Raw genomic sequence first — 14,165 nt, forward strand, 5'->3', positions numbered from 1 at the left:
TGACCGGATCGGTCACCGCCGCCTCTTCCCGTTCCGGACCGCTCAGCGGCCTTCGTACCCCCCGTCTCCGTGACCGTCTCCGTATCCGCCCTCGGGTCCGCCGTCGCCCGGGGTGACGGGGACGGTGACGCGGGCGGGGGGTGAGGTGACGCTCAGACCGGTGGTGCCGGTGCCGTGGGCGGTGGCGATGTTGGCGAGGTAGCCGCGCCGGGCGTCCTCCTCGGTGAGGGTGTGGGGGGTGGCGGTGCAGATGGTGGACGCGCCGGGGGCGAGGGAGGCGGTCGGGCAGGTGACGGGGCCCGCGACGGGGTCGACGACCCGGATGTCGTGGAGGGCGCCGTCGCCGGTGTTGGTGACGGTCAGGGTCCAGTGGACGATGTCGCCGGGGTCGTTGCGGCCGTCGCCGTCGGTGTCGGTGACCTCGGCGGTCTTCCCGAGGGCGAGCGAGTCGCCCGGGGCGGGGGCCGTCCCGGTGGTGAGGACGGCGCGGGCGGGCGCGGAGACGACCTCGGTCCCGGCGTCGTTCCGGGCGGTGGCGGTCGCCGTGTTGACGACCTCGCCCGCCTGGGCGTCGGCCTCGGTGACGGTGTACGTGGCCGTGCAGGTCACCGTGGCGCCCGCGTCGAGGGTGGTCGCCGGGCAGTCTGCGACCGGGCGGGTTCCGGTGCCGGTGAAGGCGGTGTCGTCGACGGTCAGACCGGTCAGGGCGGTCTCGCCGGTGTTCTCCACCCGATAGGTGTACGTGACCTCGTCGCCGGTCGTCGCCGTCTCGGGCGCCACCGACTTGGCGAGGCTCAGGGACGAGGTGGCGACCCGGACGGTGGCCTCGGCCTCGTGGGAGGTGACCGGGGCTCCGTCGTCGTCGCGGGCGGCGGTGGCGATCGCGGTGTTGACGATGCCGCCCGCCGCGATGTCGGCCTTCGTCACCTCGTAGACGGCCGTGCACTCCGTCTCCTTGCCGGGCGCGATCTCCGCTGCGGGGCAGGTCACGGCGGGCGGGGTACCGGTGCCGGTGAAGGCGGTGTCCTTGACGGTGACGCCGTGCAGGGTGACCCCGCCGGTGTTGCGCACGGTGTAGGCGTAACGAACGGTGTCGCCCTCGCCCGTGACCACGTCCGGGTCGGCGGTCTTGTCGAGGCTGAGGGAGGCCGTGGGCCGGGCGGTGACGGTGACGACGGAGGAGTCCGAGTAGATCGTCACCCCGCTCGGGTTGGTCGCCGAGGCGACGGCGTCGTTGGTGAGGGAGCCCGCGTCGATGTCCGCCTGAGTCACCTCGTACGTCGAGGTGCACTCGGTCGACGCGCCGGGCGCGAGGGTGGACTGCTCGCAGTGGACGAGCGGGCGTCCCCCGGTGCCGCTGAAGTGGATCTCGACGATCGCCGTATCGGTGAGGGTGGTGGCGCCGGTGTTGGTGATGTGGAAGTGGTACGTCACCGTGTCCCCGGCGGCGTCGATCTCGGTGGGCTCCGCCGTCTTCGTCAGTGTCAGGGCGGATTGCGCCGGGGCGGTGAGGACCTGGGTGGCGTCGCCGGACCGGACGGCGAGCCCGTCGGGGGCGGTGCCGGTAGCGTGCGCGGTGTTGGACACCGTGCCTTGTTCGATGTCGGCCTGGACGAGGGTGTACGTGCCCTGGCAGACCACGGTCTCGCCGGGCGCCAGTGGTTCCGTCTGCTCCGGGCAGGTGATCTCGGGTACGGTGCCGCGACCGGTGAACTCGGTCTCGGTGATGCCGATGCCGCTCATGCTGGTGTTGCCGGTGTTGCGTACCTGGTAGGTGTACGTGATCACGCGGCCGACGGTGAAGCTCGCGCTGTCGTCCGGCGTCGCCTGCTTGGTCAGGCTGAGCCGCGCGTCGAAGAGGGCCTCGAAGTGGGTCTTGGCGTCGGCGCTGCGGACTTCGGTGCCGTTCTGCCAGGCGGTGGCATGCGCGGTGTTGTCCACATGCTTCCGGTCGATGTCGGCTTGGACGGCGGTGTAGGCGACGGTGCAGGTGAGGTGTTCGCCGGGGGCGAGGGTGCGGTCGGAGCCGGGCGGGCAGACGAGCGGTCCGGGCTGTCCGTGGCCGGTGAACGCGGTGTCGACGATGTCCGCGTTGGTGACGGTGGTGTTGCCGGTGTTGGTGAGGATGAAGGTGTAGGTGACCGGGGCTCCGGCGTGGTCGACCGCGTTCGGGCTGACGGACTTGGCGAGCGTGATCGCCGGGGCACGGACGGCGGTGACGTGCGCCGACGCCTGCGGTGACTCGGCTGAGGCGCCGATGGCGTCGCGCGCCTTCGCGGTGGCCGCGTTGTCGATGCCGCCCGCGTCGATGTCCGCCTGGGTCGCCTCGTAGACGACCGTGCAGTCCGTGGCGGCGCCCGGGGCGAGGGTGGTCTGCTCGCAGGTGGCCGCCGGGAGGTCGCCGGTGCCGGTGAAGCCGTGCTCGGTGACGCCCACCTCGTGAAGCCCGGCGAGACCGGTGTTGGTGACGCGGTAGGTGTAGGTGACGTCCTGCCCGGCGGCGGTGACGGTCTCGGGGCTCACGGACTTGGTGAGACCGATCTCCGGCGAGGGCTGCACGGTGCCGACGGTGACCGCGTCGTCGGCGCCGACCGGGTTGCCGAGGCTGTCGTTCCCTTCGACCCGGGCGCTGTTGACGAGTGGCCCGCCGCCGAGTTCCGTCTGGGTGACGGTGTGGGTGAGGGTCGCGCAGGTGGCCTCGTGCGCGGGCAGCAGCCCGCCGTCCGGCAGTGCGCAGGCGAGGGGACCGGGCTGCTGGGAGTCGGTGAGGGTGAGCGCGGGCACCGAGGTCTCCCCGGTGTTGTGCACGGTCAGGGTGTACGTGACGACCTGGCCGGGCTTGTCGACGACGAGCGGGCTTGCCTGTTTGACCAGTTCGAGGCCACCGGTGCCGCGCGCGGTGTTGGTGACCGTGCAGGTGTAGGCGCCACCGGACCGGGGCAGGGCGAGCGTCCAGGAACCGGCCCCGCCGGTCAGCGGCACGGTGGCGCCGCTCGCGTCGTTCACACAGGCGGCGGAGGTGTCGTAGAGCCTGGGGTCCGGTGCCAGGTCGCTCCCGGCGAGCCGGTCGGTCACCTGGTACGTGTGGGCCGGGGCGACGCTCACCGGGCCGGTCTCGGCGCGGGTCCCGCCCCGGGTGTCGGTGCCGGTGGTGGTCGCCCCGGCCAGCTCCTCGCCGCCGGAGCCGCGCAGGCTCACCCGGAACTGGTCGAGCGGGGTGTTGCGGCCCTTGACCCGCTTGACGACGTTGACGGTGCTCGCCGAGGCGGCCACGCACTGGGCGCCGTCGGAGAAGAGCGTCCCCGGGCTCTGCGGGAGGGCGGTGGCGGTCCGGGTGGCGAGATCCACCCGGTAGAGCACGCCGGAGGTGGCCGCGTGCACGTACAGGGAGGTGCCGTCGGTGAAGCTGCTGCGGGTGTCGGCCTTGCCGATCCCGCCGGGCATCCCGGTCATCTCGCCGAGGAAGGTCCGGGTCTTGGTGGCGGGGTCGAAGTAGATCAGCCACGGGAGACTGATGCCGGTCAGGTCCACGACCCCGTAGAAGCCGGTCCCCGACGGGCCGTTCATGTACGTCCAGTCGCCGAGGGCGCGGTACTGGCTCCCCGGGTAGCCGAGCATGTCCCTGCCGAGGACCTGTCCGTAGGTCGGCGAGCCCGGCACCAGGTCGATCTCCGACCAGACGGAGGGCAGGCTGCCGAGCAGCCACAGGTGCCCGTGGGCGTCGAAGTCGCCGCTGGTGTCGCCGCCGCTGCTGGTGTAGCCGACCCGGGTGGTCCGGCCGGAGCTGTCGATCCGGACGATGGCGGAGGCGTTCGTGCCGTAGAAGTAGCCGTCCAGGGTGTTGAAGCCGACGGTGTCCAGGGGGATGTTGACGCTCCCCACGACGGTCGGGGCACCGGTCGCGGAGTCGACCCGCACGATGTCGTACGGTGGCGCTCCGCTGTCCGAGGTCCGGAAGAGATAGCCGGTGCGGGTCCCCGGCGGACCGGGGCAGTCCCACTCCCCCTGCGCGGCCACCGGCGCCCCCGAGGCGACGAGCACCGCTCCGACCAGGGCGAGCAGCGCCACCCAGAGCCGGAGCAGCCCACGCCGTCGTGGTACGCGACCGAACGCCCCCTGACGTCTCGCCATCCGAACGGTTCCTCTCGTGCACATCGAAGCGCGGGCGTCTGCCACGGTGCACGGGAGGAACGGGGATCATCGAAGACACATCGAACCGGCCCTCGAAAATTCTTCGCAATTAAGTCGAACGGGCCATCGGGCGCCGGGGCCGCCGCACGACGGGGCGGGCAGGGCGGGGCCGGTCAGGGCGGGCCGGTCGAGGTGCTCGTGTGCCGGTCAGCCCTTGAAGAGGTCGAGGGCCGTCCTGACCGCCTCCAGGAGGGGCTGTCCGATCGTCCCGACGCCGACGGCGACGGTTTCGAGGGCCCGCAGCGACCGGCGGCGGACCGCCGGAGCGACGGAAGCGCCCTCCGCGAGGGCGGGCAGGGCCTCGTCGATGGAGTCCCGGTACCCCGCCGGGACCTCGCCGCGCAGGGCCCGCGCGAGACCGGCGACGAGCGCCTCGGCCTGCTCCGGGGTGAGTCCGGGGGCATGGTGGTGGTGGACGATGCCGGTGTGGCCGTCGCCGCCGTTGATGTTGACCACGTCCCCGAAGTGCTGGTTCCCGCCCGTCATTTCACCACTCCCGTGTGGTTGCTGCCGCCGTAGATGTTCACCGAGTCGCCGAAGTGGTAGTCGCCGAAGTTGGTGATCGCCAGCGACGCCACCGAAGCGTGCAGCTCCGCGTCCGGCTGGTCGATCGCCTCGGCGATCTCGAACACCAGTTGGTCCAGCTGGTGGCGGTCGCCCGTCACCAGGGCCGTGGACCACCCGTTCGTCTCGATGGCGAGGACGTAGGGGCTTGAGGCGAAGACCACCGCGAGGGCCTGGCCCAGGAAGCCGATGAGCAGGAACGAGAGGACGACCAGGACCGGTTGCATGATGTCGTCGACGTCGGAGGAGTCCCCCGTCTCGTTCAGGAACCACGAGAGGGGCACGAGGGCCAGCAGGGTGAGACCGCCCCGCTTGAAGAACCGCGTGATCGCCTCGCCCCGGCGGGGTGTCAGCTTGAAGGTGTAGACGCGGACGATGTTCTCCAGCGGATAGGCACCTCCGTACACCCAGAGCAGCCGCTTGCTGATGACCAGACTCTCCCGGGGAGGGAGGCGCCGGGGGGCGGCGGAAGCGGGCGCCTGTTCCGGCTTCCGCGGGACCACTTGCGCCGGTCCCGGTGGCGGCGGCGGCCCTTCCGGTCTCGGCGGTCGTCCCGGTGCCGGTGGTTCCTCCGGTCTCGGCGGTGGTTCGGGCGTTCCCATGTTTCCCCCTGGAGTGACGCCGTTGCGGTGGCACTCATTACGGACCCCAACCTCCAGGCGCACAAGGCGAGTACAGGCCGCCCGGGGCCTGGAACGGGCCACCGGGCGGGCCTTCGCACCCGACGGCACGACCGGCCGCCGCGCGGGTGTCACGGCGGTGCGCATGACGGGCCGCGCGGGTGTCAGCACGGTGAGCACGACAGGGGCGGGGTGGCCGACGGGGGCGGACAGGAAGAGTGTTGGCCGGGGTGTGGGTGTCGGCCGAGGTGCAGGGGCGGCCGTACGTGGGGGGGTGTCAGCCGTACGTGAGGGGGGCGTCAGCCGTACGTGGCTGTCAGCCCGTCAGGACGCCGTTCAGGAAGGGGCCGACGGCTTCGCGCCAGGCGTCGGGGTGCTCGTAGTGGAGGAGGTGGCCCGCGTCGGGGATCTCCGCGTACGCCCCGTGGGGCAGCACCCGGACCATCTCCTGAGCCTCGGCCCTGCCCAGTTGCCCGTCGAGACCGCGCAGGACCAGGGTGGGGCAGCGGACCTGGGCGAGCGAGTCCCAGTGGGCGTCGTGCACCCAGGTCTCCCGGGAGGTCAGCATCTGGCCGAGGTCGAAGACCGGGCGCCAGCCGTCCGGATGCTCGGTCATCACCTCGGCGAAGAAGGCACCCCGGGACGGGTTCGGCCGCTCCGCCCACGGGTCCTCCTCCGCGAACCAGCGGCGGGCCGCGTCGAGCGACTCGAACGGGGTGGGCCAGCCCTGGAACCAGTCCCGCCACTCGCGCTGCGAGGCCGCGCCCAGGGCCGAGGCCCGCATGTCGCAGATGACGAGGGCGCGGACCAGGTCGGGGCGCTCGGCGGCGAGCTGCCAGGCGGTGAGGGCGCCCATGGAGTGCCCGATGAGGGTCACCGGGCCGAGCCCGAGCTGTTCGACGGCCGCCGCCGCGTCCGCCACGTACGCCTCACGGGTGAAGGCGGCGGTGGCGGACTTCTCGCTCCGCCCGTGGCCGCGCTGGTCGAGGGCGATGGTCCTGGGGTGCGGGCCGGGGTCCGCCGCGAGCCGGGCGACCGCCGGGGCCCAGTGCCCGGCGTGCCCCATCAGTCCGTGGAGGAGCAGGACCCCCGAACCGGGCCGCGCGGACCCGCCGGGTGTGAAGTCCCAGGCCGCCAGCCGTACGCCGTCGGCTCCGGTGACGTCGAGTCGTCGCGCCATCCCTGGCACCCCCTCTTTCCCACGAACCACGTCAGACTATCGAACTCATATTCGAAAATGCGCTCCTGCCACAGAACACCCCTCGTATGAGTGACAGGGCCCCGGGGTTGGCGACCGCTGCCGAGGGGAGATCTTGAGCGGGAGGCGGACCGCTCGGGGAAAAGACGGTCCGAGGGGATCGACCTTGAGAGCTCGGGGCTCCAGGTCACCTCAGGGGAGGACAGGCCCCGGCGCCCAAGGGCGCCGGGGCCCTCTGCCGCCGAGCACCACACACGGCCCACTGCCGGGTGCAGTCGCGAGACCCGTACGTCCGCTGCCGGGTGCCGCCGCGAGACCCGCACTTCCAGCGCCGGACGCCGCCGCGAGACCCGCACTTCCGATGCCAGGTGCCGCCGCAGGGCCTCCCCCGCCGGGCGCCGCCGGGCGGGTGCTTCCCCCGCCGGGCGCCGCCGGGCGGGTGCTTCCCTCGCCGTGCGCCGCCATGCGCCCCCGGCCTCCGGAGCCGGTGTCCTCCAGGTGCCCGGCGGGCGCGTCGTCCCCGGTTTCGGGTCCCGTACCCCCTGGCGTACGGGCGCCACCACGGCGGGCGCCGGGCCCCGCCGGGGCGTCGGCGCGGGCCCTGGCGGGCGTACGGCAAGTGCTCGCTGCACGGCCCCACCCCTCCCGGTCTCGCACCACTCGCCCCAGCGTGGCACGGGAATCGCGCGGGCGGGGCCATTCCGGCGTAAACCGGGCCGCATACGGCGCCCATCCGCCATCACGCGCGGGGAGAGCCCCACCGCGCCCCGGCGGACAGGCGCGCGCGAGGGCGTGTGGGGGCATCCTGCGCCCCGTACGGGAATCCCCTGTACGGGAAGGCCCCCTACAGGAAGGGCCCGTCCAGGAAGTGCGCCGTACAGAAGCGCGCCGTACGGAAGTGCCCCGTGCAGAAAGCCCCCGCACAGCCGACCAGCCCCTCCCTCCCCTTCCCCTCCCCTCCCACGAAAACGCCCCACCCCGGCGGCCACTCGGCCGCCCGGGTGGGGCGTTTTCCGGTCCTTCGGTCTTCCGGTCCTTCGGTCTTCCGCCGGAGGCGCCGTCAGCGCTTCGCGACGAACACGTGGGCCGCGACCTCCGCGCCCAGCTCCGCCGCCTCGCCGCTGCTGCCCACCAGGACGCCGCCGGCGGACTCGGTCACCGAGACCACCGAGCCGGGCTGCACGCCCGCGCGCCGCAGCGTGTACATCAGCTGGGCGTCCGTCTGGATCGGCTCGCCGATGCGGCGGACGATCACGGTCTTGCCCTCGCTGGCGTCCAGGTCCGCGAGCGACACCATGGAGTCGTCGAGGAACGCCTCGGCCTCCGCCTTCTCGCCCAGCTCCTCAAGGCCCGGGATCGGGTTGCCGTACGGCGACTCCGTCGGGTGCCGGAGCAGCTCAAGGACGCGCCGCTCCACCGCCTCGCTCATGACGTGCTCCCAGCGGCAGGCTTCCGCGTGCACCTGCTCCCACTCCAGGCCGATCACGTCGACGAGCAGACACTCCGCGAGGCGGTGCTTGCGCATGACGCGGGTGGCGAGGCGGCGGCCCTCGTCGGTCAGCTCCAGGTGCCGGTCGCTGGCGACGGCCACCAGACCGTCCCGCTCCATCCGGGCCACCGTCTGGCTCACCGTGGGGCCGCTCTGGTCGAGCCGCTCGGCGATCCGGGCACGCATGGGGACCACACCTTCCTCCTCAAGTTCGAGGATGGTGCGGAGGTACATCTCCGTTGTGTCGATCAGTCCGGACATTCGTGCCCCTCGATCAGTCGTGCGCTGGCCCTGCCCCAATTCTGACGCATCGCACCGACATCCGGGCCGCACCCGTGCGAGCGGTATTGACAGAGCAATGGTCCAGACCGCACCGTGAGCGGCGACCAGGGCACGACCATGACGAGACGGCGGCCTGACGCCGACGAGAAGGAGCTTGCGGAATGGGCGACAGCGTGGGCGAGAGCAAGCTGGCCGGACGGTTCTTCGACGCGGCGATCGAGCTGCTCCAGGAGGTCCGGGACGGCGATTCGGCCGAGATCGCCGCCGCGGGCGCCGCGATCGCCGAGGCGGTCGCCAACGGCAACCGGCTCTTCGCCTTCGGCGCGGGCCACTCCTCCCTCGCCGCGCAGGACGTCGTCTACCGGGCCGGTGGCCTCGCCCTGATGAACCTGCTCGTCGTCCCCGGCGTCGTCGGCGTCGACGTCATGCCGGCCACGCTCGGCTCCGCCCTGGAACGCGTCGAAGGCCTGGCCGGTGCGGTCCTCGACTCCTCGCCCGCCAAGGCAGGGGACGTTCTGATCATCATCTCGCTCTCGGGGCGCAACGCCCTGCCCGTGGAGATGGCGCTGAACGCGCGCGCGCTCGGCCTCACCGTCATCGGTGTCACCTCGGTGGCGTACGCGACGGAGACGAAGTCCCGGCACGTCTCGGGCACGTACCTCAAGGACCACTGCGACATCGTCCTGGACTCGCGGATCGCGATCGGCGACGCCGAGCTGACCCACGAGGGCATCGAGGCGCCTTTCGCGCCCGCGTCCACCGTGGTGACCAGCGCGCTCATGCAGGCGACCCTGGCCGCCGCCGCCGAGGAGCTGGTCCGGCGCGGGATCGAGCCGCCGCTGCTTCGCTCCGGGAACGTGGACGGCGGGCACGAGTGGAACGGGCGCGTGATGACGGAGTACGGAGACCGGATCTTCTACCGGCACTGACCGGCGACGCCTTCGAGACGCCCGAAGGGGGCGGTGACGAGTTCCGTCACCGCCCCCTTCGTCGTACTTACGGGAGTCCCGGGGTCCACCTCGTACGGGAGGACTCCTGGTACTTAAGGGGACTCCTAGTACTTGAGGTCCTTCTGCTCCACGGTCAGCCGGCCCGCTATGGAGAGGTTGCCGTCGGAGTCGAGCACCGCGATGAGCTTCTTCGTCGAACCGTGGTAGGTCGTGAAGTAGACCTTGTCCGCCTCCTGCGAGGAGGAGTGGTTCGTGTTCACCGACAGCTCGATGCTCACCGGCGAGCCGATGACCAGGTCCTTCTTGTCAGTGCCCGGGTAGACGCGGCTCGGCGTGAGCGAGATGCGGGCGTGGTTGTCGCCCTCGTTCCAGTCGCTCGCCTGTCCGAGATCGATGTCGGCCATGGTGCTGTCCCTCCGTTGCGGTGAAAGAGCTTCCAGACCCGGGGAAGTGCGCGCCCTCCCCCGAACGTGCACAGAACCTACTCAGCGCCTCCACGCGGGGGCAGTGGAGTACCGAGCGATGGCCGATTCCCATCCATGTTCGTCGCGATATGAATTCGAACGTGCGCACAGCGTGACGACAGATGCGGATGTTACGGGTCTTAAGGCGACGACGTCTCAGCGGCAGGCGGCAGGTCGAGTACCGCCGCGACCCTCGACGCCACCGCCTCCGCGAAGACGACGTCCTCCCGCTCGAAGGCCGGGCGGCAGGAGGACCGCAGGAAGGTGACGACGCCGAGCGTCCGGCCCCGGGACCGCAGGGCCACGCAGATCGCGTGCGCCGCCTCCCCCGGCCACAGGTGCGCGTCCGCCCACACCTCGGCGGTCCGGCCCGCGCTGGCCCGGACCGTGCCCACCCGGTCCCAGGCCTGGAGCGCCGGGTGCCGGGGCCCGTACCGCAGCGGGATATTGCCGCCGACCACCGGGGATGCGGGACCCGGCGGCGGTACGGGGGTGGTGAACGCCCTGGTCAGACGCCGGTCACCGGCGACCCGGTCCACCAGGGCGTGATCGGCGAACCCGGCCAGGGTGAAGTCGAGGAGGACCGCCATCGCCTCCGCCGGGTCCTCGCACTCGGCCGCCGCCGCGCCCGCCCGGTGCAGCTGGCTCCACCGGAACCGCATCCGGTCCGCCTCCCTGATCGCGAGGCGCTCCTCCGTGACGTCCTGGAACAGCCAGGCCACCCCCAGCGGCACGGGCTCCTCCGCCATCGGCGAGGCGAGCCGCACGAAGCCGCTCCGCCAGCACCTGCGCCGCTCCCCGGCGGCGGTCCGCAGCGTCACCCAGACCTCGGCGGGGGTGGGCGGGGTGCCCTCGGCGAGGACGTGCTGGAGCGCGCCCTCCAACTCCTCGGCGCCGTGCACGATCACATCGCCGAGCGGGCGCCCGAGGAGGGCGGTGCGGGCGGTGCCGAAGGCACGGGCCGCGTGCCCGTTGACCGTGGCGGGGCGCAGATCGGCGTCGACGAGGACGACGCCCCAGGGCGCGTCGTCGAAGAGGGCTTCGCTGAGCGCGACCGAGCGTTCCAGGTCGAGCTGGACGTGGACCTCGCTGAACGCGCAGTAGACACCGGCGGGGGCGCCGTCCGCGCCGCGCACCCCGGCCGACTGGCTGCGGACCAGGACCCGGCCGCCGTCCTTGCGGAGCAGCGCGAGTTCGTGGACCTGGCGCCCGGGGCCGTTCATGGCGCCCATCAGTCTGCGCAGGACGTCCTCGGCGTCGGCGGGGCGGGCGGCCCACCCCTCGAAGCCGTGCCGCCCCACGGCCTCGGCGGCGGACCAGCCGAGGATCCGCTCCGCCTCACGGTTCCAGTGCGTGACCGTGCCGTCGGCTGCGAAGGCGCAGAGCGCCGCGTCCATTCCGTCGAGGAGGGCGGCCAACAGGTCGGCCCCCGCTCCGGGAACGGAGGCGGTGTCGCTCGCGGACCCCGTGAATGCACTCATCCCGACCCCCCATACTGCGGCCATTCAACTGGAACGTGACGCAGGGCACATCACCTTCGTGGAAATCGTTGCATCGCGGAGACGAATACGGGCAGAGGCGGTGGCGTCGGAGGGCGGCGAGAGGCCGCCAAGGACGCGTCAAGACCCGACCCCCGCAAGGCCCGGATCCCCCAGGCCCCGGACCCCTCAGGCCCCGACCCCCTCAAGACCCGGACCCCTCAAGGCGCGAGGCGTTCGACCCGCCAGGTCTCGCCGTCCGGGCCGCCTTCGCGGACGTAACGGAGCCGGTCGTGGAGGCGGTTCTCGTGCCCCTGCCAGAACTCGACCGCGTCCGGGACGACCCGGACGCCGCCCCAGTGCGGCGGGACGGGGACCTCGGTGCCCTCGGGGTGACGGACGGCCAGATCGGCGTACCGGGCGAGGAGTTCCGCGCGGGAGGCGAGTACGGAGGACTGGCGACTGGCCCAGGCGCCGAGCTGCGAGCCGTGCGGGCGGGTGCGGAAGTAGGCGGCGGTCTCCTCGGGGGCGACGCGCTCGGCGCGCCCGGTGACGATGACCTGCCGGGCCAGCGGGTGCCAGGGGAAGAGCAGCGAGACGTACGGGTTGGCCGTGAGTTCGGTGCCCTTGCGGGAGTCGTAGTTGGTGAAGAAGACGAATCCGGCCCGGTCGTAGTGCTTGAGGAGGACCGTACGGGAGGACGGGCGGCCGTCGGGGGTGGCGGTGGAGACGATCATCGCGTTCGGCTCGTGGATCGCCGGGTTCTCGGCGGTCTCCTTGAACCAGCGGGTGAACTGCGCCATCGGCTCGGGCGCGAGGTCGGCGGCGGAAAGCTCCGTGGTGCGGTACTGCTCGCGCATGTCGGCGGGGTCGAGGACCTCGGCGGGAGCGTCGCTCGCGGGCGCGGCGTCGGGCACGGAGTCGGGTGCGGGCGCGTGATCGGTCACGGGCTCATTGTGCGACAGCGGCTCCCGCCGGTCACGGGCCACCGACGGGGCGGTGGCCCCCACCCGGCCGAAGGGCCCGGCACGGCGAGGAGTCCGGTCCGGCCGGGGCTCGTGCGTGGTGGCCTCGGCCCCTGCGGAAGCACCTCATTCTGCCCATTACCAGGCGCGGCCAATCCTTCCTCCCCGGATCGGGGGAGTGTGCCGGATGTCACGCTTCCCCGCATCGTCGGAACCGTACAGACTCTGGGCCTGGACGACTGTCGAAACCCGACCATCGACCACTCGGTTTGATCGATCATCGATTAGAGGAGCCGCCTGATGTCCGACTTCGTACCCGGGCTCGAAGGAGTCGTCGCGTTCGAGACGGAGATCGCCGAACCGGACAAGGAGGGCGGCGCCCTCCGCTACCGGGGCGTCGACATCGAGGACCTCGTCGGCAGCGTCTCCTTCGGCAACGTCTGGGGCCTCCTCGTCGACGGCGCCTTCAACCCGGGCCTGCCGGCGGCGGAGCCGTTCCCGATCCCGGTGCACTCCGGGGACATCCGGGTCGACGTGCAGTCCGCGCTCGCGATGCTGGCCCCCGTGTGGGGTCTGCGCCCGCTCCTCGACATCTCGGCCGAGCAGGCGCGCGACGACCTCGCGCGCGCGGCCGTGATGGCGCTCTCGTACGTCGCCCAGTCGGCGCGCGGTCAGGGGCTCCCGATGGTCCCGCAGAGCGAGATCGACAAGGCCGAGTCGGTCGTCGAGCGCTTCATGATCCGCTGGCGCGGCGAGCCGGACCCGAAGCACGTCAAGGCCGTCGACGCGTACTGGACCTCGGCCGCCGAGCACGGCATGAACGCGTCGACGTTCACCGCGCGGGTGATCGCCTCGACCGGCGCGGACGTGGCCGCCTCGCTCTCCGGCGCGGTCGGCGCGATGTCCGGCCCGCTGCACGGCGGCGCGCCCTCCCGCGTCCTCGGCATGATCGAGGAGATCGAGCGCACCGGGGACGCGAAGGCGTACGTGAAGCAGGCGCTGGACAAGGGCGAGCGCCTGATGGGCTTCGGCCACCGCGTCTACCGCGCCGAGGACCCCCGCGCCCGCGTCCTGCGCCGCACCGCCCGCGAGCTGGCGGCGCCGCGCTTCGAGGTGGCGGAGGCGCTGGAGAAGGCGGCCCTCGAAGAGCTGCACAACCGGCGCCCGGACCGGGTCCTGGCGACGAACGTGGAGTTCTGGGCGGCGATCGTCCTCGACTTCGCGGAGGTCCCGGCGCACATGTTCACCTCGATGTTCACCTGCGCCCGTACGGCGGGCTGGTCGGCCCACATCCTGGAGCAGAAGCGCACGGGCCGCCTGGTCCGCCCGTCGGCCCGCTACACGGGCCCGGGTCAGCGGAACCCGAGCGAGATCGAGGGATACGGGGAGATCGCGGGCGCGTAGGAGTACGAGGCAGTACGGCGAAGACCTCCGGGGCGGTGGCGGTGTCCGGTCCCCCACCACACCGGGGGTCTTCGCGTCCCACCACGACACACGCCCCCGAACCGACCGGACCGGCTTCACCGCAGGTGATGAACTAGCCATCCTTCAGCCGAGGGAGAACTATGCAGCGCCGAATCATTTCACTCGTCGTGAGCTTCATCGCCATTCTTGGCATCGGAGTCGTGGCGGCGCCTGCCGCCCTGGCAACTCCTACTGGCTGCGGCGACCTCAGTAACGGCCAACTCTGCGTGAATAAGCCCGCGCGCGCCTCGGGAGACTTCGAGACCAGCTACTACCGGCACTCCGGCGAAGGCAGCATCACCGTCACTTTGGGTGCGCAGTTCAAGAACCCGGACGGGACCGTTCACCCGACCGACTGGATTGCCTCGCGGACCATCAAGGTCGGTACGGTTGGCAGCGCTTCCCGCTACTACACCACCGACTCCGGCTGGTGCGTTCGTGGCGCGATGAAGTCGGGCAACACCACGTACATCACCAAGTGGCTCTGCTACTAGCCGTCG

General features: G+C 72.1%; 11 protein-coding genes. 3 read left to right on the forward strand and 8 right to left on the reverse strand.

The features are described 5' to 3' along the window. Positions 1 to 42: 42 nt before the first annotated feature. The 5 genes from BU197_RS01970 to BU197_RS01990 form a co-directional block, all read right to left on the reverse strand. Positions 43 to 4,131 carry a DUF11 domain-containing protein gene (locus BU197_RS01970; protein ID WP_188266389.1) on the reverse strand — a complete coding sequence of 1,363 codons (4,089 nt, stop codon included), beginning with the start codon at positions 4,129 to 4,131 and terminating at the stop codon, positions 43 to 45. Between the two features lie 207 nt (positions 4,132 to 4,338). Next, positions 4,339 to 4,677, reverse strand: coding sequence for a hypothetical protein (locus BU197_RS01975; RefSeq protein ID WP_188266390.1), 339 nt, complete (start codon positions 4,675 to 4,677; stop codon positions 4,339 to 4,341). Beyond that, a complete protein-coding gene (locus BU197_RS01980) occupies positions 4,674 to 5,258 on the reverse strand; it encodes a DUF6232 family protein (RefSeq protein WP_188266391.1) in 585 nt (194 codons plus the stop codon). Before BU197_RS01980 ends, BU197_RS01975 begins: the two co-directional genes overlap by 4 nt. Positions 5,259 to 5,691: 433 nt before the next feature. Continuing rightward, a complete protein-coding gene (locus BU197_RS01985) occupies positions 5,692 to 6,555 on the reverse strand; it encodes an alpha/beta fold hydrolase (RefSeq protein ID WP_188266392.1) in 864 nt (287 codons plus the stop codon). A gap of 1,078 nt (positions 6,556 to 7,633) precedes the next feature. Continuing rightward, positions 7,634 to 8,323, reverse strand: a complete 690-nt coding sequence (locus BU197_RS01990) for a metal-dependent transcriptional regulator (RefSeq protein WP_188266393.1) — start codon at positions 8,321 to 8,323, stop codon at positions 7,634 to 7,636. A gap of 194 nt (positions 8,324 to 8,517) precedes the next feature. Here BU197_RS01990 and BU197_RS01995 point away from each other — a divergent pair, with 194 nt between their 5' ends. After that, positions 8,518 to 9,273, forward strand: coding sequence for an SIS domain-containing protein (locus BU197_RS01995; protein WP_188266482.1), 756 nt, complete (start codon positions 8,518 to 8,520; stop codon positions 9,271 to 9,273). A 125-nt stretch (positions 9,274 to 9,398) separates the two neighbouring features. On the opposite strand, the gene BU197_RS02000 is transcribed toward BU197_RS01995, so the two are convergent. The 3 genes from BU197_RS02000 to pdxH form a co-directional block, all read right to left on the reverse strand. Next, entirely contained in the window at positions 9,399 to 9,698 is a 300-nt protein-coding gene (locus BU197_RS02000; RefSeq protein WP_188266394.1) for a DUF6342 family protein, read from the reverse strand. 200 nt (positions 9,699 to 9,898) lie between these two features. Continuing rightward, positions 9,899 to 11,239 (reverse strand): PAS domain-containing protein, encoded by a 1,341-nt coding sequence (locus BU197_RS02005; RefSeq protein ID WP_188266395.1) that lies wholly within the window; start codon positions 11,237 to 11,239, stop codon positions 9,899 to 9,901. A gap of 218 nt (positions 11,240 to 11,457) precedes the next feature. Beyond that, positions 11,458 to 12,096, reverse strand: coding sequence for a pyridoxamine 5'-phosphate oxidase (gene pdxH, locus BU197_RS02010; RefSeq protein WP_188266483.1), 639 nt, complete (start codon positions 12,094 to 12,096; stop codon positions 11,458 to 11,460). 405 nt (positions 12,097 to 12,501) lie between these two features. Here pdxH and BU197_RS02015 point away from each other — a divergent pair, with 405 nt between their 5' ends. Both BU197_RS02015 and BU197_RS02020 read left to right on the forward strand, forming a co-directional pair. Then, on the forward strand, positions 12,502 to 13,605 hold the full coding sequence (locus BU197_RS02015) for a citrate synthase 2 (RefSeq protein ID WP_188266396.1): 1,104 nt from the start codon (positions 12,502 to 12,504) through the stop codon (positions 13,603 to 13,605). Between the two features lie 161 nt (positions 13,606 to 13,766). After that, positions 13,767 to 14,159, forward strand: a complete 393-nt coding sequence (locus BU197_RS02020; protein ID WP_188266397.1) for a hypothetical protein — start codon at positions 13,767 to 13,769, stop codon at positions 14,157 to 14,159. The last annotated feature ends 6 nt before the right edge of the window (positions 14,160 to 14,165 follow it).

Origin of the sequence: Streptomyces sp. CBMA291, from assembly GCF_014596525.1 — a bacterium.
Lineage (GTDB): Bacteria > Actinomycetota > Actinomycetes > Streptomycetales > Streptomycetaceae > Streptomyces.